Origin of the sequence: Citrobacter sp. TBCS-14 (assembly GCF_005280805.1) — a bacterium.
GTDB classification, from domain to species: domain Bacteria; phylum Pseudomonadota; class Gammaproteobacteria; order Enterobacterales; family Enterobacteriaceae; genus Citrobacter; species Citrobacter gillenii.
This window is the reverse complement of record NZ_SZWM01000136.1, coordinates 13152-38105: the sequence shown is the minus strand read 5'-3', so window position 1 is coordinate 38105 and position 24954 is coordinate 13152. Positions and strand designations below refer to the sequence as shown.

Genomic DNA, 24954 nt, shown 5'->3' with positions numbered 1-24954 from the left:
CCCCGGTACGTTTCATTGATCAACCGGATTTGTGCCGGATCGGGTTTGACCTGCTTGCCATTACTGTCACCCACCACAAAGTGAGTCAGTACAATCAGGCGACCACTGGCAAGCGCCTCTGCCTCCAGTTCTTTACCCCGGTTAGTGATAATTGAGTAGTAATCAGCCATGAGATTCCCCGGCAAAAATGTCCACATCGATATGCGCTGTTGTCGCACCCGAAATATAAAAAGCCCCGTCCATACCCACATTCGCCATCACATCGATTTTGCTCAGATAACTGCGCAGGTTCTTGGCCCGCTCGGTAAGCTGGCGCATCTGATGATAGAGAGCGTCACTGACCCCCTCACTGCTCTGTACTTCGATCCGGAAGGTGTAAGGTTCAGCGCGCGGCGTGTCTTCCCACCACTCAACCACGGTCGTGGGCAGGTTCACAGACCCGAGAGAACGGCGTACCGCCCCGGCCGTTCCCCTGTGCTGATGCACATATGCGGCATCTTTTATCACCTGTCGCTTCTGCGCCTCCGTCCAGCAGTCATCCCAGAAATCAACGGCATGCTCCCAGGCCAGCCAGGGGAGAAGATGCGCCGGACAGGTGTCAGGATTTTTGGACTTGCGCACCATGTTGGTATCGAGAGTGGCGATTTGCTCAGCGCTGGCCTGCTCCTGCGCCCGCTCTTCATGAAATGCGCCAGGAGGAAGCAGAGATCGAAACTTAGCCGTCATTGCTGCTTACCTCCCTGCGGGTGACATTAATGGCGGTACACCAGGGGGCTTTACCCGGTTCCGCTTCCAGATCTGCCACCGGAGAAATCAGCCTTACCCGGACCACACCGGATTGCTGCAGCGAGGCATAAATAGCAGACAGCGGGATGACCGTTTTAATCCGATGAGAAAGCGTGGTGTATGACCGTAAAACATCGATGGCATTATTCAGTACCGTACTGGCATCCGGTCCTTCCGGAATTTCCAGCTCCGCCGTAACGGCATAGTTTGCAATCGTGGCACTTTTAACCGTCACATAGTCCGTTAACGGGCGAATTTCATCCGCATTCAGCGTGCTGTTAACCTTATCAAGCAGGGGTTGCCCCGCTTTTCCATCCCCGGTACGTGACAGGACATAGACATCAACGTAGCCTGGCCGGTTATGGGTTTCAGGCCCATAGGCATCGGCATCCAGAACATCCGTATCGGCCGACTTCGCATGAAAGCGATATGCGTTACGCGCGCCTGCTGTATTCAGTTGCGCCCATGAAAGCTGGATACGTTTACGAAATGCCGCATCGTCTTCCAGTTCAGGCTCCACGGGCGGTATGGCAAGCGGATCGCCGGGCTTAATCACCTGCCGTTTAACGTTGAATGCGGCACCTATCTGATCAAGGTCTGCCTCTTTTGCACTCGCGAGAAATACCGCCCGCACGGCATCATTAACCCGCTGGAACGCCAGCGTCAGCTGGTAGGCATTCACCTCCCCCTGTTTAAACGTCGGATCGGATTCCACCAGCGCATCAAACTGCTTATCAAGTTCCCGCAGGCGCGCCAGCCACCGGGTGAATATTTCATTCGCATCCGGCACCACAATGGCATCCGGTACGTCCAGTTCGGACAGGTTGATCACGTCATAGCTGCTTGCCATAAATCGTTATGTCTCCCGTTCTGACAGGTAAATTGGTTTCCTTGTTGATCCCCTCGATATCCAGCACACAGCCGGACTCCCCTTCAGGAAAGGAAACAAGCACACGTGTTACCTTCAGCCGTGTCTCCCACCGGGCCAGTGCGGTCGCAGATGCGGCGATTATTTGTAGTCGGGTCAAATCATCCCGTGGGTTATCCACCAGCGAAAACAGATCACTGCCATAGTCACGGACAAGAACCCGGCTCCCGATGGGAGTGGTCAGAATGTCGCTGACGGACTGGCGCAAATGGGCGACGCCGGACAGGCGTTTTCCGGTCCGGTTGTTTACACCGTTCATGATTAAATTCCGTTGCTGAGTCGCCGGATGGCGTAAGGGTTAACCGAAGTAAGACGGGCCTTTTTTGTCCTGCTTTTCTGATTTTTTCGAAGCCGCTGCGGGTTTACGAATATCCACGACAAGGTTATAGGTGTAGCTGAATCCCGCTGACGTCAGAGAAAATACCAGAGACTCAACCACCCAGGCCCGATCCTCACGGGAGCCAAAACCGGAAGTCGACACACTTGCTTCTGCTGTCAGCGGAACATGTTTGGGGCGACATGGCCCCGTGAGCGTCATTTTCTGCTCGTTACGCTTCGCCTGTGTTTTCCTGGATTTTGCCTGTTGCTCGGCGGTGTTTTTCTCCGACTGGGTATAGGGATTGGTCATCGCCGGGCCATCATGTTCAACGGAGGAGGTCTTTGTCGTGCCGTCCTCCTCGTCGTAATAACGCACACCGATTTTCTCTTTGGCTTTTCCTCCGCTCCCCGTAGCTTTCCCCGTCGAACTCCCCCGCTCACCTTCACTGTAGGACCAGTTTGATACTTCATCCGGTGTGATGGAGATCCCGCCAGTCTGTTTCCCTGAAGCCGTTGCGGTGGCTCCCTGTTGCAAAAAAAGCCAGTAACCTCCAGATGGTTTACTCACTGCGTTGTAGTCACGCGCAAGCCTTGCGAGCAGGTTGGCATCTGATTCCGCCACCTGATCAATATGGTTGATACGAATATCTTTCAGCGCGTCGGCCACGCGGGGAATAAGCCCATTATCGGTGGCCACTGTTTTGACAATATCGGCAAGGGGAAGGTTATCCCAGCTCCGGGTTTTCTGGCTTGTCACATCTCCAGGTTGTTTCTGAGCGTTCATCGGCGCGGCGGTCGCATAAAGCTCAATACGCCTCGGCGGGCCGCTGCTGGAAACACCACTGACAACAAACCAGCCTTTATCGATTAGTTGATCATTGAATCCCAGAGCGACCCGAAGCCGGGCGCCTTTGGTAGGTAGTGCCAGTGTTTCAGAGATGAGGCTGATTTTCAGTTCATCGGCTTTTGCTGTTGCCCCACCATAATCCGTCAGGGTCAGTTCACTCAGGCATTGTTGCAACACCCGGGTTATATCTTTCCCTTCGGCCTGAATGCTGAAGGCCGGCGCATATTCCGGCATCGCTGTCTGATCTGCCATATCAATCCCATAAACTGAATGGCGATTCCGCTACGGGCGTCACCAGATCCGGCAGTGTGATATACAGGCCGGAAGGATACATAGCCCCCTGATCCGCCAGCCCCTGATTGGCTTCAAGAACCTGAGTCACTGAGTCTGAAAGATTTTCAGTACCGTAATGCACGGCACAAATTGCATCCAGTACATCTCCGTCACGGGTTTGATAGATCGTCGGCATAGTGTTTTAGCGTCATCGTCCAGTTTTTGTTTCGGTGACCACCACCCGGTAAAAACTTACTCGTCGTGTCTGAAAAGTCGGTCACCACCCACCACCCCAGCACATCGCCTTCTCCGCTGACAAGCTGCTGGGGTTTCGCCTGATCGGCAAGATCAAATAAATCATTCACCCCATCCACCCCTTTACGGAAAAAGGCGTGGGACTGCCCTTCAAGCCTGACGGTACGCCCGGGCTTTCCGGTGTACTGAAGAAGGTCCTGTTTGCCGATGCGTTCCTGTTCACTCCAGCGCCAGCTGGCCTCACGGGTAAGCTGATGATAAGCCGCTGTATCAATCGAAAAGGCGAAACTCCCCAGCATCATCATCACACGGGCTTCCTGCCCACCCCGTAATGCGCCTGCACCGCGCTGGCCGGAATCTTCAAATATCGGGATAATTTCACTCACCAGACAAGTCCCCCATCCAGAAGGCTGTTATCACCATTGAAGGCAGAATTGTTTTTCGTCACCGTGGTCACTTCATCGGCAATGGCTTTCTCATCCTGTCCCGGCGCGGCATTAATTTCGAAGTGGTACTCAAATTTGCGGTTATCGGTTATCTGCCGTGATGGCGGCTGCTTATCCAGTACATCCATTTTCTGAAGCAGGCTTTCCCAGTAACCGCCCGTACTCTCGTCTTTCAGAATCACAGGCTCAGCAGGTAATCTGTCTGTTGCAGTAGCATGTCTTTCCTGCTGCCCGGCGGGAAGAAGGGAAGCGTTTGAATATTTATCCCAGACACCAGCACTGCTTTCCGGCTCATCGTTAATGGTTTGCGCTGCATGCTCCTTGTTCTGCTGTAGCGCTACATTCCAGTTTAAAAGCGAGTCGCCGCCTTCCGGTGACAGATATTTATCAAGCGATTTGTTAAATGTTTCATCATCAGAATCAAAGCCAAACAATCCCCGGGTGGATTCCCAGGAGTGCTTAACTTTTTGCGGCAGGTCCGGACGCTCTTTCAGTTGCTGGTCAAACCATTCCCCCTGTCCATTCTGGCTGGCCCTGAAACGCGCTCTTTCTACCCCATTTGCCGCAAGCGTTTTTAGGACGTCACGCTGGTCATTACGGTCATCCGGCAGCAGCCAGGACAGTTTTTTAGCCAGCGCATAAATAATTTTGCCGACAAAAACCACCCCCTGCCCGAACGACAGAACGCCGGGATAAAGGTCATTTCGCAGGAAAGTCACAATGCGCTTGATCCCGCCACCTTTGAACCAGTCGGCAAGATCATTCGTCAGGTTACGGATATCCGGCGCCAGTTCATTTCCCAGTTGCCCGGAAATTTCTGCGACCGCAGAAGAGAAAACAGTGCGGAGATTATTGATAGCCTGATTACCCGCAACCGCCCCATCAGCCCCCTCTTTGGTCACAAGGTTGTAGCGCCGCTGTTCGTCCATCAGGTCGCGGTAGCTCCGGCCGGACTGCTTGATAAGCATCAGCAGTTTGCTCGCTTCCCCGCCAAAAAGAGAATCCAGTGCGAAGGAGGCTTTCGACTCGTCCTGAAGGCTGAGCGCCCGTTCAACAATTTTGTCGAACTGCGCCATATCGCTGAGCCCGGCAAAATCCCCCGCTTTGAACCCGAGCGTTTCAAACGCATCCTGCAGCGAGCCCTGCTTACCGTTCTGTTTATACTCCCCGGATTTGTGCAGATACTCTTCAAAGAGATCGCCAATGTTTTCCGCATTCATGTCGTACTGCTTCGCCAGAGAATCCCAGGCATTAAACGTGGCCACGTCCACGCCGTAACTTTTTGCGACATTAGTGCGGGTTGCCGTTTCAGCATTGGTGGCAGCTGGCGCTATCAGTGTGCCAAGTGCTGAAGCCACCACACCGCCACCGCCAATAGCCAGCCCGGACCCAAACATCCCGCCCACCTGCCCGGCGATCCCAAGACCGCGCCGGAACAGACCTTTACCGGCTCCTTTGAATGCCTGAATGCGCTGTGCTTTTTGCATCTGTACATTCAGTTTCTGCTGCTCCGCCTCCGTTTTGCGGATTTCCCTGGAAACATCGGTATAGCGGCGCTTCAAATCCCCCAGGCTTTCACCGGCCAGTTTGGCGCGTTTGATTTCTGCTGCCAGTTTAGTCTGATCTTTTGTCAGTCGTTCGGACTGCTTTCCGACATCTTTCAGGCTTTTTTGCAGACCATCTGCAGATCGTTTCCATGAATTATCCAGGTTTCCGCCAAAGGTAATGACGGCCTTAAGGTTCTGGCTTATTCCGCCCACGGTTTATCGTCTCCAGTTCGTCGGTCAAAAAATCAGAGAAAGTGCTGAACGGCATATCGAGGTATTCCGCCATCGGAAAATGCAGTCGCCGCCCCAGAAATCTTATTGCCCGGAGGAGCCCGCCTTCGGTCGCTTCGCGGGCGGGAGCATAAAAACGTTAAAGGCATCCAGCAGCTGTGAATAATCTGCCGCCGTCATCAGCCAGAGATCCTGTTCACTGAGATTGCACAGCAACGCAATCATGCGGGCTTCTTTCTCTTCTTCGTTGCCGCGGTCTTTGGCATGAGTGATGCGATCACGAACCAGTGGTTCACGCATGGTGACTTCATTGATCACAATCCCGCTATCAAGTGATACGGGGGAATACAGTTTTATAACGCGGGTTTCACCAGGAAAGCTCATAATGTGCTCCATAAAAAAACGGCCCACAGGCCGTTACAGTGGTGGGATAACAGTAAAATCAGAGACGCACTTTGGCAGCCAGGCCAGAAAGCACATCAACGCCATTTACCCGGCGGACGAAACGCTCTGTATCGATGGCGAACAGTTCGCGCCCGTCCAGTGACTGACGGTAGTAGCTGACCGCAATATCAACCGTTACGGCATTTTCGGAAAGCGTATCCTTACTGCGCGCATCCGGCGTGACGGTCTGTACAAACCCCTCGATTTCCTCAACCGTACCGCGCGCAGTGCCGTTACCGAGATAGCCCTGATAAGCCGTAAAGCGTGAACGGCTGCCGCTGACAAAACCAAAGCTGGCCAGCATATCCGTATCTATCCCATAAAATTTAACCTGACAGGTCAGTGCTTCCATGCCGTCATCAACCGGGGTGGGCGCATCCTGTGCGCCGGTACGCAAATCCGTTTTAACAATAGCCAGAGACGGCGGCGTAAATTCATGCGCCCCCTGAATACGGATCCCCTGCCGGAAGAAGGTCCAGACGCGTAGTGTGTTTTTATCGCTCATGCTGCAAGCATCTCCTCAAGCGCATAGTTATTGTTCACCCGGACGCGCAGGCTGATAAGTTCAGTCGGCGATTTCGGACCAAAGTCATAGTTGATGTACAGGACACCCGACGCCATGGTTTCCGCGGTGTTCAGTTCTTCATCCAGCCAGGCCCGCCCACCGAATATGGCGCCAAGACCGACCAGTTGTCGCATATAGGCATTGATGGTGCCGATAATGTCATCCGCATTTTCCCGGTCCAGTGGGCGATCAACATACTCCAGCATGGTTTCCTGAATGCTGTCCTCAATAACATCAGCAGTACGGCGGACAGATTCAAAACGCCACTGTGGATTGGTAGCACACAGACGGTTCCCCCAGTGTTTAAAACCCGCCCGGCGGATAATGGTGGAAACGTTCTGCATGTTGAGCAGGTTTGCATCGCAGTTCTCATCCCCGAGGATAAATTCATCGATTTGCTCAACACCGAGGATGTTGTTGATGTCCTGGTTCGACTTGCTCCACCACCAGCCTTTTTCAAAGTCGATGCGGGCGCGTAACCCGGCAGCAAACGCAGAGTAAGGGCGATAAACCAGCTGGCCATCTGCATCGCTCGCCTGGACCCGCGGGCGCAACAGTTCAGTTCGTGCGCCATAGGACTGGCGACGCTGTACCACTTCCTGCAGCGTCGCACCGGAGGCGCAGTCAACATATGCAACGGCGCGCAATTTCCCGGCCACGGTTTCCAGCCCCTTACCAACCGCATCGTCCTCACTGAATCCCGGTGCAATCACAATACGCGGCTGGTACGTGGTAACAGATTTCGCTGAAGACAGGGTGCCGATCCCCTTCAGTACCGCAGCGCGTCGTTTTGCCACATCGTTTTCATCTGCCACACGCACCACCACCGTCAGCGCATTACGCTGATCGTTAATGTCTGTCAGTGCCTGTTTCAGCGTACCTTTTTCACCCAGGCGGGATAACAGCGTGGTGCCGACAACCGCCACCGGCGTATTGAGAGGAAAGGGTTCATCTTCCCCCCCCGCTAATTGCAGGCTGAAGGGCTGGACAATCCCGTCACCGCGCCCGCTCGCACTGACTTTTGCGCCATCAACACCACCGACGGCTTCAGCAACGTCTCCGGGTTTAGCCGTGATAACACCGTGCTCATCACAACCCAGCGTGATTTTCAGTGTCAGCGATTCAGGATCCCAGCTTGCTGACGTCACAACCGCAGCAGGATTTTCGGCTGCCGGCTGTCCGGCCAGCACAGCGACATTGATGACATTGCCTTCCCGCCCCTTAATGGTTGCAGTGAAGTCGATAACGTTATCGAGAATGGGTGTACCGGATGATCCCGATGCGGCTGTTCCCCCCGACGCATCAGGTGCCGTTCCCACCAGGCCAATAATGGCGGTCTGAATCGTGGTAACCGCCACCGTACCCGAGGTGAGTTCAATAGTTTCAACGCCATGTAACTGAGACATGTTTTTTCTCCAGGCATAAAAAAACCTGCCGCAGCAGGTCACATTTTCTGATTAGGTTTATCGGTGAGCCCGCCGCTGTCGCCGCGGTGATCGTGGTTGTTAAAGACTTCACGTATCTTGCTCATGCTGCCGGATTTATCCGTTATCTCCTTTGACGCCCCGATATTCCCTGCAACCGACGTGTCAGCATTAATCCAGGTTTTGCCCTGAACTGTCAGGGTATCTGTAATTTCAACCGGACCATCCAGCGTGCCTTTACCGACAATTTTGTAAGTTCCACCATCAGCCAGCGTAATCGTCAGGGCATGCGCGTTCCTGTCATAACGGATCTCGGTCCCGTCGCTGTAACGGGTAATGTGTTCGCTGTCACTTCCTTCCGGCACCGGCAGCTTTCCTGTATTCCAGCCGGGAAACACCCGTCCGTTGTTGAGTTCTCCGGCTTCGGACAGGACCGTAACCGCATCCCCCACGGCATAAGGATTTGAATCCGCCCGGTTGGTTCCTGAAAACCCCTGGCACAACGGTAGCCAGGTCGTGATGATATCCCCCAAATCCACCCGGCATTTTGGGATGCGATCGTGCCTGACGGAATGGATAACACCGCGCCGGACAAGGTTAGCCAGTCTGCGCTGCAGGTCGCCTTCTATATCACTCATCGGGCTGAGCCTCCTGGATAAGCTGATAGTCATCCACGTGATTACGGCCCGTATCAGGTGCAGCACCCAGCCAGGCCTGCTGCAGAGGCATGCCATTGTGTGCAAAGGGATCACTACCAAATGCAGCCGCCTGGGTGAAAGAAATACGCCAGACCAGATAATCATCCATTCGCGGATCAAACTCATCACGTTCAGCCGTGGTGAATACCGCAGGCTCAATATGGCCCAGACCAAACTGCTGCCCGTCAATCCACTGGGTAATATCGGCCGCAGCGGTTCTGACAAAAATCTCAGGCTGATTCACACCCGATCCGGCGGCATCCACCACCACGAAGAGATCACAGGTTAAATTAACGCTCAGTTGCCCCTCATTACCTCCACCCTGTTCCCAGCTGTTAATCGAGAAATACACCGCGGGCGTGGTCAGGCCCGAAAAGCGGGGAACATTTCGTTCCGGATACGCACCGGCATCACGCACCCATCCGATTTTTTTTAATGCGTCAGTCACAGCATCGTGATACCGCCCCAGCAACAGTGGCTCGGCCATCGTTCGTTACCTCAGACAGAAATACGGGCTTTTACGCGCCCGCGAATGTCGGTTTCAAAGTGATGCATAAAAATCTCCATCGCTTCAGCAAATGCGTTGTCCTCGATGTAGTTCAGCATCGGTTCGTAGATATCCATTTCTGCTTCGCGTGTCCGGCGGGTCAGGGGATCGCGAATAACCACCGTCCGGCGATTATCCCGTTTTGAACGGGACACCTCCCCGTTTTCAAACGCCCGTTCGCTCAGCAGATTACCTTTCGGGGAAAATCCGGCGTTTTCTGCCTGGCGGCGCGCTTTAATAAAACGCCCCGAGTTTCGGTCACGCCGGGTATGGTGCGGTCGCAGCCGCCCGTTGATTCGTCCTTTAAGGTCTTTCACCTTAATGGCATTCAGCCCGAACCAGAGCCGGAAGTTAACCAGTTGCGATCCCCTGTCCAGACGAAAAGACAGCAGACGGCGCCGGACCAGATCCATACTGCGTGGGGCCAGCCCGTCTTTCAGATCCGCCATCGCTTTCTTTCGCAGCGTGGCGGCAGTACGTCTGAGCGCGCGCGAGTATGCTGCACGGAACTGTTTTTGCGTCGCACCGATACTGTCCGCAATTCGCCAGATAACATCCACATCAATATCGACGGGTAAATCCCGCCGCAGTCGAGACTCCCGCGCCATATCAGCTCCATTTATCGATCTGAGGCTGTGTTTTGCCGGGTTCCCCATATGCCAGCGTGACGCGGGTCCGCCCTTCTTCATCCGCGCCGATATGTGTCACCCGGTAAGGGATGGTATTGATAACCACACCGTCATGTTTTTCGAGACCGGAAATATCCGCAGTCATTGCACTGAACGCCGGGGAATGGTTCTGAATTTCCCCGCCGCCCGGTACACCCGACAGCGCATCCGGTGATTCAAAAATCACGGTCACCAGACGCGGGCCTTCACCCGTTTGCAGGCATGCAGGGACTTCTTCGGCAAACGCCCGGTTAATCCGGGCATCTGCTTTAGCCAAACGCTCCCGGAACCGGCTCATCAGAACTCCAGGCGAACGGCAACATCAGCATCATCTGCCTCAGCTGCTCCCCAGGCGGAACCAACAACCGGGTTTGGCGTTGCATCATCGCCTTTTGCCACCGTCAGCTTGCCGCCAGCCAGATACAGTTTCTGGCCTGCCGCAATTTCTTCTGCCGCTTTAGGCAGGACAAAAACACCGGCCATATGCAGTGTTCCCCACTCGCCAGCAGGAATATCGCTGTGTGCCACCCCGGCAATTCCGCCGACCGCCACCAGCGCACCGGATGAAACGGCATCAACACCCGCATTGTGATAATCCAGTGTGGTACCGTCCTGCTGATAGTTATTCGCCATGTTTTTTCTCCATAAAAGGAAAAGGCGACCAGCGCCGCCTTCAGGGATAAAAAAACCGCCAGGCGGCGGTCGTTATTTTTTGGTGACTTTAACCAGCCCGCGCCAGTCAAGCGGGGCCACACCCGCATCAATGCGCACCTTGAATGCGGCACCGTCCACAGTAAAGCCCTGCTGCTGTTCCAGATATGGCGTGTCGATACCGTCCAGATAGGCCACTTCAATGGTGTCGCGCCCCTGCGCAGCAGTCAGATAAAAATCCGTCGGGCTGCTGTCATCCAGGCGGGCCTCAGAAGCCACTGTCACAAAGTTCTGGATCGGGTTAACGATCCCGCTGTTCGCGTCTGCGCCCGGTACGCTGGCGGACTTAATCAGCTGGTTTGCCCGTGACTCAATTGCCACTGGCGTCAGCATGTAGGCCGGACGAATATTCAGACGACGATCGCCGGATTTTTGCAGCAGCATTGCCTTACGTGCAGTATCCAGCCCTTCAATACTCAGATCGGCTGCAACAAGGTTGCCATGATCGGCGTGGAACAACGGCTTACCGTCCGACATTTTCGGGTTGCTGGTCAGTACAGCCCAGACCAGATCGCCGACAGTGGCTCGCGCAGCAAGCCCCATTGCCTGCGGGATACGCGTCAGCATATCCAGGTCGTCGTTGATGATAGTCTGGCGGTCAATGCTGAAAAGCTCACCATAGGTGGCCAGTGCAATCGGCTCACCGCGATCTTTAATGGTGACATATTTATATTCCGCCCCGGCGCGAACCTTACGCAGCGACGCCAGTGATTCCAGGCCAACGCGGTGCGCGGTTTTGAAATCGGTCAGTGTGCCTTTACGGGTCCACTGTTCGAATGTTTCGCTGGCCTCATCCCAGCCAAGCAATGCCGCCTTATGCGCCACATCCATCAGGATATTGCCGAAATCGCTGCTGCTGTGAGTGAACGCCAGCCCAACCATCGCCTGTGCGGTACCGACACCAGAAATACCGATACCACGATCCACCAGCGAGGCGCGGGCCAGTTCGCGCAGGGTATACCCGTTGTAGGCGTTATCTTTTTCCGCCTGCGCATAACCCGCACGGTTCATCACCGCCGCACGAATGGAATCACCAACAATATTCCCGTTACCCGCATGGATATGAATTGCAGCCGGTCCGGCACTCGGGGTAGTCCCTGCCGCCAGCGCATTGAGCAATTTGGTGCGGGCCTGTTCCGCTGAGCAGGAAATATCCGTGATGCATTCTGCTTTCAGCGAGCCGAAAGCAGGAAACGCATCAAACACAGCGGAAACTGCGCTGACTCGTTCAGTATTCGCTGCCTGCATCTGCTGCTGGAGCTGGGCTGCCAGCGCGGTAATGTCGATATTTCCTGCCAGCGGTTGCTGGGCGGGTTGCTGTGCAGGTGGGTTATTTGCGGCCTGCGGCGCCGGGTTTTGTGCGGGTTTCGGCTGACTTGCAGGGGCTTCGGCGCGCGGCCCAAAAAGGTTGTTAATCTGTTCTGGCATATTCAGGTAATCCTTCAGTTTATTTTGATTCACACAGGCCGCGGCCTGCAGTTCTGGTTCAAGCGTGTCAGCGAAACCTTTTTCCACTGCCTCAGCACCATTAAGCCAGGTTTCAGCTTTCAGCATGGCCTCCAGTTCTTCCTGCCCCAGCCCGGTCTTGTTCATGTAGGCACTGAGCATCAGCGCTTCATTACGATCAAGCCAGGCAGCGTAATCACGCATATCATCGGAATCCCCGGCGATCCCGCCCCACGGTTTGTGCACCATCAGCCAGGCGTTTTCCGGCATATGCACCGTGGCGCCAGGCAGGCAGACAATCATTGAAGCCATACTGGCAGCCACGCCGTCCACCCAGATATCCAGCTTCGCCTTCAGACGGGACAAGGTGTTAAAGATGGCAAATCCCTGCATCACATCGCCGCCCGGGCTGTGGATATGCAGATCGACGGCGCTGGCCTCAAACACTCCGGCCTCCTTACAGTCGGAGACAAACTGCTGAGCGGTAATCCCCCAGCCGCCGATCACGTCATAGAGAAATATTTCCACACGCCCTGCAGCCAGTGCGCGAATCTCATACCAGCACTGACCGTTTGCGGCATCGATACCAGCCACACTGGCGCGGGGGTTAATCATCGTCCCGTGACGGGGCGGGCTTATCATTTGCTGCATCAGGGAGCACTCCTTTATCGTTGGCGGCGTCTGAGTCGAACACCAGCCCGTTTTCTCGGTTGAATTGGGTTTCCCGGAGACGCTGACGTTTCACCTCCTGCGGATTCTGACCACGTGCGCGCGTCCATTCGGCTTCTGTGCCTGCCCCCCCACGGACAATTGCCTTCCAGGCAGCAGCCTCTTTTCCCGGATCAATCCATGGCATGACTGGCCCAAGATAGAGCGCGTTGTAAAGGGATTTTTTGTCGACATCTTTGGGGATGGTAACGCCGCTGAGCAACGCCATTGCCAGCCAGTTTCGGTATACAGGACGGCTTTGCTGCCCAACAAACCACTGCTGCAGCACGTTGTAACCTTCAAAACTCTCTACCAGCTCCTGCCGCTGTGAACTGTAGGTACCGTTGTAATCCCGCGCGATGCTGGAATAACTGCCACGTGTCCCCGCCGCCACAGCGCGCATCTGACCGTTCCTGAACTCATACAGATGAACATTCGGGCGATTCGACTCCACCATGCCCAGATCCTCGCCTGGCTTTAGCTCGTCATAAATCATCCCCGGCGCAATATCGTAATGCCGCTGTCCACCCGGTGTTGAAAACTCGGTTTCTGTATCAAGAGACTGAGCATCCCCACGTTTGATATAGAAACCCAGCGCCGCCGCAATACGTGCCGCCACGCGCTCACTCTCTTCATAATCCTTAATATCGGAGAGCCGGGTGATCACGCCATGGATGAGGCTGATCCCCCTTAACTGGTGAAGCCGTTTACGCATAGCCAGGTGCAGCATGCTGTCAGCCGAAACAGTTTTTAAATCAGCATTGAGTCCGGCAAAACTGGCAGGATGGTTCTTATAAACTCTGTAGCCCGTCGGTCGCCCCCAGGCATTGACAATAATCCCCTGGCGGATCTGCTGCCCGGAGGTACTGTTCAGGTTAAACGGAACAAAATCCGCCTCCAGCAGTTCAAGAGAAAATGGTACCTGGGTTGAATGCTGCAACCCGGCTACATTTCCCCGCACCATCTGTGTAAACACTTCACCATCACGCAGTGCTGAACGTAACAAAAGCCGCTCTGCTTCCGGACGGGTAAACATCCCGGTCACTTCCGGACGAACCGACCATTCCGCCCAGAGCGCGGATAACTGACCAGCAAACTCAGAGTGAAGATTACCCTCAAGATCAAGCGGCTGCGGTTCAACGTGGATCCCGTGAGCACCGATAACCCGATCCTCCATCTTGTCAAAAAGACCAATCACCAGATCATGGTTTTCATCAAGCCAGCGGGCCTGCTCTCGTAATGAAGTACCGGCTGCAAATACAGCGGTGTCCGCTGACCGGGATTCACGTTTCCCCTTATGCAGACGAGTCGGATTTGCTGCCTCATAGGCTCTGAGTCTGAGTCGGTTTTGTGCGCGCGATGCCGCCCACCCGGGCGATATTGCGCCCAGTGCCTTTTCAAAAAATCCCATGATTTGCCTTACAGAAAGTTAGCGAGTTTGAACGAGCCATTGCGGTTTGAGACAGCGCGCCAGCGCCTTTCCCAGTATTCAAGCTCGTCACGCAGGGCTTTAGGGTCATGGTTGGTAATTGCCCGGCCATTAACCCCCGTGAATGACACGCTTTTACCGTCCAGGGAATCACGGTATGCCTGGCGTACTGTTATCAGCATCTGCTGAATTTCTGATTTCGTCACAGCCAGCCTCCGTTATCACTGACACCCAGCCAGCCACCAGAAAGCGGGCTGGACGGTTCAGTTACAGAAACAGAAGATGAACGTACAGGTACCGCTTTTTTCACAGCAATCTCCCTGGGGCGCTCCCCGTCAATGATGTTTGAATTACACTCCTGAGCGGCAGCCCATGCCGGGGGCTGTTCCCAGTCCCGGATTTTTTCATAACCACGCAGGACAGCGACGGCGTGGGCATAACAGAAAAGGTCAAAGGCTTCGTTATTGCCTTTTCCGGGCTTGCGCCATTTTCCGTCCGTGCCACGTTCTTCATAAGTCAGTTCTTCGTAGAACCACTCCCCCAGCCAGTCAGGAAAATGGATAAACCCGGCACCGGGGGTTTCACGTTCAAGGTTGTTACTGAGCTGATCTTTTAGCAGGTCCGTCTGCAACAGATATACCGGAACCTCACCACGCGCATCCGCCCGGCGATCGCTTCGGCCTGTGTTGTCAGGGTGCGTTTTGGTAATGATTTTCTGGCGTCGGGTGCTGTCACCTTTTATCAGGTAAACCCGTTTACCCAGACCGTCACGACGACACTGGCGCCAGAATTTATAGGCGTTATCCGTTACCCCATCTTCCCCGCCGCTGTCGACAGCTATGGCAAGTATGGACATCCGTCGCGAAGGGTCTGACTGCAACGCATAAGTTTTTTCGAGAACATCTGTGATGAGCAGTTGCCAGTCTTCCGGATAGGATCCGGGATGCACCTGCTGCGCCTCACCATATTCATCACAACGCAGGGACTGACGGATGTTATAGCGGTCCACCAGCCAGCGTTCGCCGTTTTCACCGTACCCGATGATCTGGACGACAAAACGGCGCTTCTTCCCGCCCTGCACATCCACCGACGCCAGAAGAAAACGGACTTTCGGCGGCACAAGACCTTTGCCATAGTCTTCTGCCCGCAGCATCAGCACGTCAGCACGTCGCTGCTCACTGGCTGCACGGGGAAGATAAGGCAGCCCCCAGTCAGTATTAATTACCGTTTTGAGCGTTTCTTCGCTGCCGGTGGCTTCATAGTCCTGTTCCGCCGTCAGTAATTTGTAAACCAGTTGCGCCCATGTCTGATATGCCGCCGCAGGTCCCTCCATCCAGAACGAGGCAATGCGCGAGCGTCGGGCTTCTCCGGTTATGTTGCCCTCACGGTCGATAGTCTGTCCCTCACGCAACCAGACACCCTTTCCGTTCAGTTCCCGCTTTCTGTCGGCGGTAATCATGCCGCTACAATGCGGACAATCAATATGCGCCGCTTCACTGGCTTTTACCGGGTCAGACGTTTCCCGGTAGCCTGTCATCGCCTCCATGGCCGGTTGAAAGTATTCCCCGCAATGTGGACATGGCCAGTACCAGCGACGACGATCGCCGCGGTTATATAAAGAAAGGATCCCGGTCGTGGGAGGGGCTTCGTGAGGTGACTTTCTCCGCCACTTCGTATTGGTAATTTCCCTGCCCGGTGAACTCTCGACCAGCGTCATCCCCGCCGACATAAAGGTGGTGGTACGTTTTGAAGCAAGCGAAAATCCGTCCCCTTCCCCGTCGATATCTTCCGGGAAGCGATCGTAATCTGTCAGCGCCACACACTTAAAATCTGAGGACGACATGATGTTGATAGACGGCCAGCCTATCTTCAGGTAGTTCCCGGCAAGGAAAGTCCTGTCATGCACGTTGTTGTCATTGCGTGAAGGACTTAGCCGGCATGCCACCTCCGGGCTGACACGAAATGTTCTGGCCAGACGTTTTTTTGAGTGTTCGCGCGCTTTTTCTTCCGTCATCTGAATGATGAGCATGTCAGACGGATCACAGACAACGTTGTACACCACCCAGCCATCAATCAGACCAATGGTTTTACCCGTTCGGGCAGGGCCAACAAAAATGACAGCATCATATTCGCGTGATGCCAGGCAGTTCATCGGCTCCACAACATAAGGGGCAAGATTAGGATCCCACTCAACGGAGTTACCCACGCCGACCGGAACACGCATATATTTATGTACGGCTTCGGCTACAGGCATTCGACGCGGTGCTCTGATGATCCCGGCAGTGTTTTTTCTTAGCTCCGCCGCCGTGGCCTGTCGCATGGCTTACTCCTCTTCTGGCGAACTGTCCTCCTGTTCCGGCGTATCTGCCTGCTCAACCTTCAGGGCTATCTGATCCCGCAGGTCATCGATGACTTTTTGAACCCGAACGACAGCAGCAGGCGTCATCGCACAATCACGTTCAAGAATATCCGGCAGCGTTTCCAGTACCTGAACGACGGCTTTTGCCATCGATGAAAATTCTCGGGTCACTGTCGATGCCGGGATTAACTCACCTGTTTCCTGCTGGAATTTAAGCCTCTCGCGTTCAGACTGAAACCACGCCTTACGATCCGGCGGTAACATCTTATCGATATCCACCAGCTCGGGTGCCGTGGTTCGGCCCAGCAGTTCCCGGAGAATATCCACGACAGAATAAAGCTTGAGACGAGAATTACTGCCTGGAGCAGGCTCAACGTTATTCAGCCTGCTTGCGATCGTCTGACGATGAAGATCGGTCACCGCTGCCAGCTGATTGATGTTGAGGCGAAGGTTTTTCAGTTCGTTATCCATGATGATGAACAATATTTAACCATTTCGACATCGTGAATAATTTCACGACTGAAATATCAACAAGTTAAGGGAATGATGATGATGCCGATAAAATGCAAAAAACCAGCCATTTTCCGCGTGTCCTCGCCCCCTCGGTGTTCAGAATCGCCAGGAGTACCTTTTGAAAATGAGAAATATTGTCATTTGAGTGCATAAAAAAGCCCCGCTATTGCGAGGCCTAGGGTTATTTGTATCGCGACCCACTACCTGTGAATGACAAACAGCGATTTACATTTAGGGCAAAGTAACGCCTGTTGCTGGCGTACTTTCGTGGTCGAGTGTATGGATTTATGTCCGCATATCGGGCACATGACAGTCATATTGGCTGCAAGCCCAACACGCTGCATTGCATAATCGAAAAATGACATGGTGGTTAACCTTTCAATGAATGGGGCTTATTATACCATGCATAGCTCAATTATTAACCAATCATCATCGCATGCTTGATGCCATTTAGCTTTGTCACAGGCATTCACTAAATGCCTGTGACATCAGGAGAAGGAGATACCCAAATTAACCAACACGGCTTTCTTTCCCTCAATACGGCGGTCAAGTTCGGCCACTGCATGTGGGCGTATAGCCTCAAGAAAGGCATTATCTTGATAGGCGGACTGGATTGTCACACCAAGCCCGGCACCATTTTCCAGTATACCTTTCAGCCGCTGTAGTTCTTTTATCTCGTTATTGATGTAATACGCTTCACTTAGGTTCTCTGCGTTCACGGGCAGACTCCTTCTTGCAGTTAACCTGCACTGATTTGTTATGCGCCAGGATGTCGCGCTTCGTCTGCTTATCCAGCACATCGATATCGTGGTCAGTCAGGTAGATGATGCGCACCCAACTGCACGCAGTATCAACCACCACCGGGGCGGGAGAATTGTTCGCGCAGCTCACGATCAACGTCGTCATCAGGCATGTGATTAACAGTCTGCTGGGCATTACTGGCCTCTTTAGTGACTTCAGCTTTACGTTCTGCCACCGCAACGGTCGCCGCTGCGTTCTCTTCGGTGCGCTGCTTGTCTGCTTTGGCTTCCGCTTTACTGGTGCCGCGCGCATGGCCGAAACCAAAAGCACCAGCGATAACGGCAATCACCGCTGCGGCCAGCCCGATAATCATTTCAATTCCCATAGCAGCCTCACACCAGCACGGCTTTTGCCAGATTGAACCGACGACGGCGGTCATCAAGACCGTTTTTACCGCCGTTGATGATGATCGTGATACGTTCCACATCGCCGGAATACACAAGGCATCCGCTGGTGGCAAAGAACCACGCTGCGGAACGCGCTGCATTTTCGTCCTGTTCCAGCAATTCCGGCTGCGTAACCAGATCAAGTTTTAGCGCCAGACCGCATTTGCGATAGTTGCTTAACCCTGTGATTTGCTTCAGCCCGCGCCCGCGATATTTCCACCCGTCACCGGCAACCTGGTTGCCCAGGTTCTTTTTGCCCCACTCGCCGCCATAAACCAGGTTAGCAATCGCTTTCTGATTTGCCGATTGCGTTGCCGTTCTGCCGAGCGCGGCAGCCTGCTGTGCCGTGATACGGTGCTTGCCGAATACGGGAACAAGACGATCGGCTGCGTAGTTCAGGCTTTCCACCAGCTTTTCATACCCGCCGGACTCATGCCCCATCTGCGCGATGAACATCGCATGATCGAGCGGCGCAGTGATGCCAAACTCCTTCATTGCTGCATCAATGTGCGGAAACCAGCGCGCAGCTAATCCGGCGCTTATACCAGCCGCCTGCTGAAATTGTTGTTGATTCATTAGTGCCTCAGATGATCAACCAGACGTGCAACGTTGCCTCTGACGGCCACCAGCACGGACAGGAAAATGATGTTGGCCCCAATCGTGGCCCATGAAGAATGAGGGTAAATGCCGCACAGATAGGCCAGTGGCACTGCACTGTAAGTCACAGTGATCAACCATGCCAGACGCGATACCCACGGACGATGCCGGGAATCACCCCGGCGGTAGAACATCAGGGTTATTACCACCCCTGCGCAGAGCAGCGCGTTAACAGTTGCTGACGGGTCATTTAGTACCACCTGAACCTCCCCGGCGCGTTATCAGCGCCACCAGCGAGTCGACATCCTGGTTATTCAGAAACGTCAGGATTTTGACAGCTAAAGCAGAAACGATTACGGCTCCGATAGCGTCCAGAGGCTTATCACTGTAACCAGTCCAGTCAGCCAGCTTTGAACCAACCAGCCCTGAGCAGATGATCCCGGCAATGTAGGACACGACAAAATACGCCAGCCGACGTGCTGCGCTAAGGTCCGCAGCCGTTGCTATATAAAATACAGCCCCGGCAAATGCGCCAAATACCACGCCGTAATCGGTTCCGGAAAGAAATCCATAGACGCTGGCCCCCGTCAGGACACCACCAGCCAGCCCAGTACCGGAAATCGGATCGGACATTTAGCCCCCTCTTAATTGCTGTGAGTCCTCTCAGGAATGAGGGGAAATAGGTTCAGGCTTCACGGGCTGGATTTGTCAACAAAGCACGTAGCGGATGATTCCCGTGAGCCTGATATGAAAAAGGCCGCCATGCGGCAGCCTCGAAATGAATACGGTTGTTACATTGATGGAGTAAGTGGAGTCTTAAGCAACTCTGATACTTGAACAATACCTACATAATGAATCCTGCCCCCCAGAATCATTAGATTGAAAGCGCAAATAGTATGAAGGTACCAATTCGTAAGTTTTGCCAGCCAAGACACATTTTTTTTTGTCCCAGATACTAAACTTCCTGCCGAACAAAAAACAAACAGGATGGCTAAAATGTACAACTCTATTTTAGTACCAATTGATGTTTCTGAGACTGACTTAACACGGCAAGTTATCCCCTATGTTCAGGCTCATTCTGTATTAAATACTGCTAAAGTACATTTTCTAACAGTAGTTCCCACATTGCCTTATTACTCATCTTTAGGTCTGGCATATTCAGCAGAAATGCCAAAATTAAAAGACATTCAGCACGCTGCATTATTGAAACTGGATGAAATCGTGAAGCAATTCAAAATCCCTGCGGGAAAAACCCAAACACATGCAGCCGCTGGGTCACCAAAGGATCAAATACTTAATCTCGCTAAATCAATCGATGCTGACTTAATCATTATTGCCTCACATCGTCCAGACATTTCAACCTACCTCTTAGGATCGAATGCAGCCGCCGTTGTCCGACACGCTGGTTGCCCTGTACTTGTAGTTCGATAAGAAATGAATCGCCACGCGCTTAGATGACATTCCGTTAGCTAGAATTACACTATCAAAATGCAAGAAAAAGGCCCATTCCATGGAGTGGGCCTGAAAAGAAGTATTTTGATTAACGTGATGCCGGGTGCCTCCCGGTGGACCTTTGGCTGACAAACCATGACCCGTGTGCACTAAGCATGTCATTCCATGACTTTGTTTACTGTCAGTTTCACCCCTCCGCTTAGGGGGATTCATCACAATTACGTCAAAACGAGAGCTTTTACTAGATGCTCTATAACTTTAGAACCAATAAGAAAAACCTGCAATCAAACAGCACTATTATTCTAAAAGGATCAGACTTCACGGGCTTGATTTATCAACAAAGCACGTAGAGAGTGATACCCGTGAGCCCGAAATGGAAAAGGCCACCATGCGGCTGCCTCGAAGTAAGTGCGGTTGTTTATATAGGTGGAGTAAGAGGACCTTCAAACACCTCTGCTTCACCGTTATGACAAATGTCATCGCCTCTGGTCAGATGCCAGACACCTGTGATTGTTTTACCCGTTTCCAGATCATCAACAGTGTCATTCGTGTAGTACGCCACCTGTACAACACCGACATGCTGAATCCAGTAGTAACCTTCTTTCATAAGCTCCTCCGCGATACTCAGCAGATAGTTTAGAGTGGTACAAATAATGCTGTGGTGCAGGAAGCCACAACTTAACCTTTGCTAATAAAGTAATTTCGAAAGATGACGATAATGGGTAATAAATGTAAGCCCGGAGGAACCACCATGAGTATGACAGTTAGCACTTTGAGTCAGGACATACTGCAAAGCACAGTAAAACAAGCACCTTCAAGTACTGGCAACTCTGTTTCACAACAAATTCAAAACCTGAAAAAACAAATTGGTGAGTTGACAAAAGAGCTCAGCGCCATGGGTTCAAAAATAAATGAAGTAACTTCCGAAGATGAGGCAAAACTGCTTAAACAGCAGATGGAAATGATTCAAAGGCAAATCGAGTCTATATACGCAAAAATTGCTCAATTACAAAAACAAGAAGCAGAAAAAAACCAAATGGTATCGGGAGCATTACCTACGGTAAGTGACAAATCAGGTTCGAACGTTGCAGGGAATAATACTAAAAATATTGATGTCTACGTTTAGCAGCTACCCCCAACCATTTTTCCTTTGAGTTAAAAACGAAAAAGCACTGGAGCGTTGTGAGAACTTGTTTTCAAGTTAACGATTCAGCACGGCGATATGACAGGGGTACTGGTGTAATACACCTCGCGAATACCCCTGTCGTATCGCCGGAAAGCAAAAACCCCGCGCTGGCGGGGTTCTCGTTATATTCAAATTGTTCGCTTTTCGTCGCTGCCATCGTGGCGCAGCTCTGCCAAGCATGAATGGATTATCTAACTTTCTGGGTAGTTTTCAATACCAGACACAAAAAACAGCACAAAAAAGCAAAAATATTATTCCTTGCTTTCCAAAAGTGCTTTCGCTGACAAGAACACCTTTGCTCTGAAAATCTGTAAACACCACTTCACTCGCTCTCTGGCCTTTTCTTGTGTCAGCCATGGCGCAATCGCCTGCAGTTCCCGGGTTATGTCTGAGACTTTTTTTCGGGTGGTGTAATACTGAAGACCAACAACATAAACCGGATCGTTTATATCCAGCGCCTGCAGTACGCATTGCTCAACAAAATCGACATCGTCACTATGCAGGGCCTCGTCAATTACACTGGCGGGTGACTGGGGCCAGAGAATGCTGTGTGCCCTGTTCATTGCCTGCTGTCCACGGAATCCCTCTTCTCTCGCCTGATTTAACGCAACGGTGAATCGCTCGAGTGCCTTATCTGACCAGTTCCGTCCCTTAAGCACATTCCAACACGCATGTCCTCGCGGCAAACGAGGAGCAGTTTTTCCTCCCACACCTTCCCCCCAGGTAGTGAGCAGGGATTTAATCCATCCGGACTGGATCCCCGTCAGGAGGATACATTTACCGAGCCAACTTTTACGCGGCGCAGATGCTGCTTTACCAAGTGCTTCAAAATGATTGCGGCGTTGACGTGGTGTCATCCTGTTTTTCTCCTTACGCCAGAACACCGAGCCCGTAAGCCCGGTCCAGCACTCTGATAATCATTACCGGCTGAGGTACATGCTTTCGCTCAAACTTCACCGGGTCGTTATGTAGTTCTGTATGGCACTGACGACACAAAGGGATCGCGAAAATATCATGCGCCTTCGTTGCCATACCTCCCTGCCCCCAGCCAATTAAATGGTGTGGGTCATCGGATGGTTTGCCGCAGCATTCGCAGGGCTGTGTTTTAATCCATTCCAGATATCGGGGGGCCGTCCAACGGATACGCTTTGGACGTTTCATATAGGTTTGCGGGGGCTCAGGATCGACCAGAACACCAACTACGGGCTTAACCGCAAGCACCTGCGCTGGTGGCATGTTCACGGTTACTGTGCTGGCTTTGGCTGTAATGATGCTGGTGGCGGTTAGACCCGGTTCGATGTCGCATTCATGCATGACTGACTTATGATCTTCCGAAGGAATACGAAGCGCCCGCCTGGCTACTGAATCGGGAATTGCGTCGGTAACACCCATACGTACCGCCCACCAGCATAGCTCCGCCAGCGACAGTTCTCTGGAAGGATCCTGATTCAGCGCCACCATAATGCTGTTGATAATCCAGCTAATAACATTACATCTCGCCAGCTCTGCAAGTTGTTCGCTGTAGTGGTCGCGCAAATGGTTATCACAATGTCCACACAGAAGAACCGATCCGGGTTCATGGCGCAGGATGGTTAACTCGTGATAATGGTAATCGCTGTGTGGCCACTGACAGCATTGGCCGCCATAACGCATAAGCCAGTAATCAAGGCCACTCAAACCACCAGCAGCCTTAATAACTTTTTCATCCAGGAAGAACAGTCTCAGGGACTCGTCACACGCAAGCGGCTGGCGAACGTCAGGAACACGGCCAGCAGGCAACCGTTCCATCCCTGCCGGCTGGCTTTCCACCAGCACACGCTCAGAACTGAATAATGACATCAGCTCACTGCCCGGCTTGAGCAGCACAATTCCAAGCTCACGCGCAACCACGGGTTTAAGCAACGCCCTCATTCTGCTATCTCCCCGATAATTATTTGTCCCTTCTCTCCCCATAATTTTGTTACGCGTGAATCCCAGATGTGAGCGTCATCTTCGTAAATAGCATCCATCAGGGCTTTCATCATGTTGTCGAAATCAGGTTTAGCCTGGTGTGGTTTACCGTTGAACTCAGCCCGTTTCTTTTTGCTCCAGCTCGCTGGCATCGGAAGAATGAAGGTGACATGCGACCCGCTTTCCGCCAGCTCAACACGCTGCAAACGAACTTCATCACAGAAAGCCCGGTAACGCAGAACCTCGGGGCGCTTTTTCCATTTGTCAGCGCGAGTCATTCTGGGCTTGCCCATTGGGGTGATATCGTAGACTTTCACATTCACCTCCAGATCCGTTGTTGCCAGGTTCTGTCCTGGCGAGGAGGCTTAGATGCTTCTGGCAAGAACGCGCTGATCGTCCAGTGAATGAAGTCATTATCCAGACTACGCTCGGTCTTAATATGCTTTGCGCGATAGCGGGCTTCCAGTTCGTCAGCCTGGTCAGTGGTGAGTTGAGTATGTAGAAACCAGCTTTTCTTCATAACGCACCTCTGGATGCGGCAAAAAGAAAATCGCTGGCGTTGGTTAACGTCAGAATGAGGGATTGCTTGAATTGATCTTGCGCCATGGGGCTTTTCTCCTGTGGCGCAGCAGGTATAGGTTGTTCAGGCCTAAGACGGGAGTGTAACAGATTTTTGGGTAACGCGATAACCAGCCCTTTCCAGCATCTGAGTAAACAACGTAGGTGTACCAATAATTTCATTATCCTGAAGAGGCATGAAAGACACCATGTTACCGCGACGGTACATCAGGGCGCGCTCACACTCAGGAAATGATTGCAGCCTGGCAACGATAACTCCATCGTGACATCTTATGACTGCGTAGCCTTTTTTGGGCAATTCTGATTTTTCTTTCACTTAAACTCCCCCATGCAAACGGGATCAAAGTAACACCCAAAATAATTAATAAAACCAGTCGTCAGCACTTTCCCAGGTTTCCTGGAGAATAGTCTCTATTTTCTTTTTATCTTCCTTGTCACCCCCAAACACACTTAAACCATCGGAGCCTGCACGTCGTATGCTCAGGCTGCAGTTCTCATAGTGGTTGCCCAACCTTTTAAGCAATTCTTTCTCCAGTGCCGGAACAGCTCCCTTTGGAAGATCTTTAGTACTATCAATGGTTAGTTCAACTATCATATTAGCCCTCACTGCATATACTGTATGTTTATACAGTACACCGATACTTTGAAATGATCAATGACTTAAGAGCACAAATTGTTAACCTTAGCCTATAGATTTGATGAAAAAAAACCCGCCGAAGCGGGTTCATTTCTATAAGGACTTGTTGTTTTAACACCATTGCAAGTACGGAGCTATCAACGTCCTTAAATTTGGATAACATTTTTGATTAGGAGTGATTTCACAACGTTCATATGCTCGCCCCCTGCAATCTTCACTGGTT

At 52.6% G+C, this 24954-nt stretch carries 37 protein-coding genes; 2 read left to right on the top strand and 35 right to left on the bottom strand.

Translation table 11 applies throughout. From position 1 onward, the window contains the following. From FDX22_RS01950 to FDX22_RS01820, 28 genes are all read right to left on the bottom strand, one after another. Positions 1-170: phage tail protein (locus tag FDX22_RS01950; RefSeq protein WP_186805274.1), on the bottom strand; the 170-nt coding region annotated here is incomplete at its 3' end. Then, entirely contained in the window at positions 163-726 is a 564-nt protein-coding gene (locus FDX22_RS01945; protein WP_146716641.1) for a phage tail protein I, read from the bottom strand. The genes FDX22_RS01945 and FDX22_RS01950, both read right to left, overlap by 8 nt. Then, the gene (locus FDX22_RS01940) at positions 716-1636 is read right to left on the bottom strand and encodes a baseplate J/gp47 family protein (RefSeq protein WP_146716640.1); all 921 of its coding nucleotides are present in this window, start codon (positions 1634-1636) and stop codon (positions 716-718) included. The genes FDX22_RS01945 and FDX22_RS01940 overlap by 11 nt, the downstream gene beginning before the upstream one ends. Next, entirely contained in the window at positions 1620-1973 is a 354-nt protein-coding gene (locus tag FDX22_RS01935; protein WP_032943848.1) for a GPW/gp25 family protein, read from the bottom strand. The genes FDX22_RS01940 and FDX22_RS01935 overlap by 17 nt, the downstream gene beginning before the upstream one ends. 39 nt (positions 1974-2012) lie before the next feature. Then, positions 2013-3131: a contractile injection system protein, VgrG/Pvc8 family gene (locus FDX22_RS01930; RefSeq protein WP_137399397.1), complete on the bottom strand. Its 1119-nt coding sequence runs from the start codon at positions 3129-3131 to the stop codon at positions 2013-2015. 1 nt (position 3132) lies between these two features. Then, the gene (locus FDX22_RS01925) at positions 3133-3348 is read right to left on the bottom strand and encodes a tail protein X (RefSeq protein WP_016150410.1); all 216 of its coding nucleotides are present in this window, start codon (positions 3346-3348) and stop codon (positions 3133-3135) included. Further along, positions 3323-3793 carry a phage tail protein gene (locus tag FDX22_RS01920; RefSeq protein ID WP_137399396.1) on the bottom strand — a complete coding sequence of 157 codons (471 nt, stop codon included), beginning with the start codon at positions 3791-3793 and terminating at the stop codon, positions 3323-3325. Before FDX22_RS01920 ends, FDX22_RS01925 begins: the two co-directional genes overlap by 26 nt. Next, positions 3790-5613 carry a hypothetical protein gene (locus tag FDX22_RS01915; RefSeq protein WP_137399395.1) on the bottom strand — a complete coding sequence of 608 codons (1824 nt, stop codon included), beginning with the start codon at positions 5611-5613 and terminating at the stop codon, positions 3790-3792. The genes FDX22_RS01920 and FDX22_RS01915 overlap by 4 nt, the downstream gene beginning before the upstream one ends. A 102-nt stretch (positions 5614-5715) precedes the next feature. After that, entirely contained in the window at positions 5716-6015 is a 300-nt protein-coding gene (locus FDX22_RS01910) for a phage tail assembly protein (RefSeq protein ID WP_137399394.1), read from the bottom strand. Between the two features lie 58 nt (positions 6016-6073). Continuing rightward, the gene (locus tag FDX22_RS01905; RefSeq protein WP_146716639.1) at positions 6074-6580 is read right to left on the bottom strand and encodes a phage major tail tube protein; all 507 of its coding nucleotides are present in this window, start codon (positions 6578-6580) and stop codon (positions 6074-6076) included. Then, positions 6577-8046: a phage tail sheath C-terminal domain-containing protein gene (locus FDX22_RS01900; RefSeq protein ID WP_146716638.1), complete on the bottom strand. Its 1470-nt coding sequence runs from the start codon at positions 8044-8046 to the stop codon at positions 6577-6579. Before FDX22_RS01900 ends, FDX22_RS01905 begins: the two co-directional genes overlap by 4 nt. 38 nt (positions 8047-8084) lie before the next feature. Further along, positions 8085-8702, bottom strand: a complete 618-nt coding sequence (locus FDX22_RS01895) for a phage baseplate assembly protein V (RefSeq protein ID WP_137399393.1) — start codon at positions 8700-8702, stop codon at positions 8085-8087. Continuing rightward, on the bottom strand, positions 8695-9249 hold the full coding sequence (locus FDX22_RS01890; RefSeq protein WP_146716637.1) for a hypothetical protein: 555 nt from the start codon (positions 9247-9249) through the stop codon (positions 8695-8697). Before FDX22_RS01890 ends, FDX22_RS01895 begins: the two co-directional genes overlap by 8 nt. An 11-nt stretch (positions 9250-9260) precedes the next feature. Further along, entirely contained in the window at positions 9261-9917 is a 657-nt protein-coding gene (locus tag FDX22_RS01885) for a hypothetical protein (protein WP_146716636.1), read from the bottom strand. 1 nt (position 9918) lies between these two features. After that, positions 9919-10275 carry a head-tail joining protein gene (locus FDX22_RS01880; RefSeq protein ID WP_040230736.1) on the bottom strand — a complete coding sequence of 119 codons (357 nt, stop codon included), beginning with the start codon at positions 10273-10275 and terminating at the stop codon, positions 9919-9921. Beyond that, on the bottom strand, positions 10275-10610 hold the full coding sequence (locus tag FDX22_RS01875; protein WP_146716635.1) for a capsid cement protein: 336 nt from the start codon (positions 10608-10610) through the stop codon (positions 10275-10277). Before FDX22_RS01875 ends, FDX22_RS01880 begins: the two co-directional genes overlap by 1 nt. A gap of 72 nt (positions 10611-10682) precedes the next feature. Continuing rightward, the gene (locus FDX22_RS01870) at positions 10683-12785 is read right to left on the bottom strand and encodes a ClpP-like prohead protease/major capsid protein fusion protein (RefSeq protein WP_137399389.1); all 2103 of its coding nucleotides are present in this window, start codon (positions 12783-12785) and stop codon (positions 10683-10685) included. Then, positions 12742-14253, bottom strand: a complete 1512-nt coding sequence (locus FDX22_RS01865) for a phage portal protein (protein WP_101701294.1) — start codon at positions 14251-14253, stop codon at positions 12742-12744. Before FDX22_RS01865 ends, FDX22_RS01870 begins: the two co-directional genes overlap by 44 nt. A gap of 8 nt (positions 14254-14261) precedes the next feature. Continuing rightward, on the bottom strand, positions 14262-14477 hold the full coding sequence (locus FDX22_RS01860; protein ID WP_101701295.1) for a hypothetical protein: 216 nt from the start codon (positions 14475-14477) through the stop codon (positions 14262-14264). Further along, positions 14474-16591, bottom strand: a complete 2118-nt coding sequence (locus tag FDX22_RS01855) for a phage terminase large subunit family protein (protein ID WP_146716634.1) — start codon at positions 16589-16591, stop codon at positions 14474-14476. The genes FDX22_RS01860 and FDX22_RS01855 overlap by 4 nt, the downstream gene beginning before the upstream one ends. A gap of 3 nt (positions 16592-16594) precedes the next feature. Then, complete coding sequence (locus FDX22_RS01850) at positions 16595-17101, bottom strand: DUF1441 family protein (RefSeq protein ID WP_016150425.1); 507 nt, start codon at positions 17099-17101, stop codon at positions 16595-16597. A gap of 242 nt (positions 17102-17343) precedes the next feature. Next, positions 17344-17508 carry a YnfU family zinc-binding protein gene (locus tag FDX22_RS30405; RefSeq protein ID WP_219725564.1) on the bottom strand — a complete coding sequence of 55 codons (165 nt, stop codon included), beginning with the start codon at positions 17506-17508 and terminating at the stop codon, positions 17344-17346. A 123-nt stretch (positions 17509-17631) separates the two neighbouring features. Further along, the gene (locus FDX22_RS01845; protein WP_137399387.1) at positions 17632-17862 is read right to left on the bottom strand and encodes a hypothetical protein; all 231 of its coding nucleotides are present in this window, start codon (positions 17860-17862) and stop codon (positions 17632-17634) included. Next, positions 17840-18049, bottom strand: a complete 210-nt coding sequence (locus tag FDX22_RS30805; protein WP_072161081.1) for a hypothetical protein — start codon at positions 18047-18049, stop codon at positions 17840-17842. Before FDX22_RS30805 ends, FDX22_RS01845 begins: the two co-directional genes overlap by 23 nt. Beyond that, positions 17994-18269 (bottom strand): hypothetical protein, encoded by a 276-nt coding sequence (locus FDX22_RS01835; RefSeq protein WP_048221183.1) that lies wholly within the window; start codon positions 18267-18269, stop codon positions 17994-17996. The genes FDX22_RS30805 and FDX22_RS01835 overlap by 56 nt, the downstream gene beginning before the upstream one ends. Before the next feature lie 7 nt (positions 18270-18276). Beyond that, positions 18277-18906 carry a glycoside hydrolase family 19 protein gene (locus FDX22_RS01830; protein WP_053389963.1) on the bottom strand — a complete coding sequence of 210 codons (630 nt, stop codon included), beginning with the start codon at positions 18904-18906 and terminating at the stop codon, positions 18277-18279. Next, positions 18906-19187, bottom strand: coding sequence for a phage holin family protein (locus tag FDX22_RS01825; RefSeq protein WP_072161082.1), 282 nt, complete (start codon positions 19185-19187; stop codon positions 18906-18908). The genes FDX22_RS01830 and FDX22_RS01825 overlap by 1 nt, the downstream gene beginning before the upstream one ends. Beyond that, entirely contained in the window at positions 19174-19560 is a 387-nt protein-coding gene (locus FDX22_RS01820) for a phage holin family protein (protein ID WP_048221181.1), read from the bottom strand. Before FDX22_RS01820 ends, FDX22_RS01825 begins: the two co-directional genes overlap by 14 nt. 363 nt (positions 19561-19923) lie before the next feature. Between FDX22_RS01820 and uspF the strand changes: the two genes are divergently transcribed. Further along, complete coding sequence (gene uspF, locus FDX22_RS01815) at positions 19924-20358, top strand: universal stress protein UspF (RefSeq protein ID WP_048221179.1); 435 nt, start codon at positions 19924-19926, stop codon at positions 20356-20358. Positions 20359-20797: 439 nt separating this feature from the next. Here the strand turns inward: uspF and FDX22_RS01810 are convergent, their stop codons facing one another. After that, complete coding sequence (locus FDX22_RS01810) at positions 20798-20986, bottom strand: hypothetical protein (protein ID WP_048221178.1); 189 nt, start codon at positions 20984-20986, stop codon at positions 20798-20800. A gap of 144 nt (positions 20987-21130) precedes the next feature. Here FDX22_RS01810 and FDX22_RS01805 point away from each other — a divergent pair, with 144 nt between their 5' ends. Further along, the gene (locus tag FDX22_RS01805) at positions 21131-21505 is read left to right on the top strand and encodes a FlxA-like family protein (RefSeq protein WP_048221177.1); all 375 of its coding nucleotides are present in this window, start codon (positions 21131-21133) and stop codon (positions 21503-21505) included. 311 nt (positions 21506-21816) lie between these two features. Here FDX22_RS01805 and FDX22_RS01800 read toward each other — a convergent pair whose 3' ends face one another. From FDX22_RS01800 to FDX22_RS01775, 6 genes are all read right to left on the bottom strand, one after another. Continuing rightward, positions 21817-22422 (bottom strand): hypothetical protein, encoded by a 606-nt coding sequence (locus FDX22_RS01800; protein WP_048221176.1) that lies wholly within the window; start codon positions 22420-22422, stop codon positions 21817-21819. Positions 22423-22435: 13 nt separating this feature from the next. Then, positions 22436-23476 carry a DUF968 domain-containing protein gene (locus tag FDX22_RS01795; protein ID WP_146716633.1) on the bottom strand — a complete coding sequence of 347 codons (1041 nt, stop codon included), beginning with the start codon at positions 23474-23476 and terminating at the stop codon, positions 22436-22438. Next, on the bottom strand, positions 23473-23832 hold the full coding sequence (locus FDX22_RS01790) for a RusA family crossover junction endodeoxyribonuclease (protein WP_065554932.1): 360 nt from the start codon (positions 23830-23832) through the stop codon (positions 23473-23475). Before FDX22_RS01790 ends, FDX22_RS01795 begins: the two co-directional genes overlap by 4 nt. A gap of 2 nt (positions 23833-23834) precedes the next feature. Next, the gene (locus FDX22_RS01785; protein ID WP_065554933.1) at positions 23835-24035 is read right to left on the bottom strand and encodes a hypothetical protein; all 201 of its coding nucleotides are present in this window, start codon (positions 24033-24035) and stop codon (positions 23835-23837) included. Positions 24036-24164: 129 nt separating this feature from the next. Then, positions 24165-24410: a hypothetical protein gene (locus FDX22_RS01780; protein ID WP_100272205.1), complete on the bottom strand. Its 246-nt coding sequence runs from the start codon at positions 24408-24410 to the stop codon at positions 24165-24167. Positions 24411-24455: 45 nt separating this feature from the next. Further along, complete coding sequence (locus FDX22_RS01775) at positions 24456-24689, bottom strand: DinI family protein (protein WP_065554934.1); 234 nt, start codon at positions 24687-24689, stop codon at positions 24456-24458. Between the last annotated feature and the right edge of the window lie 265 nt (positions 24690-24954).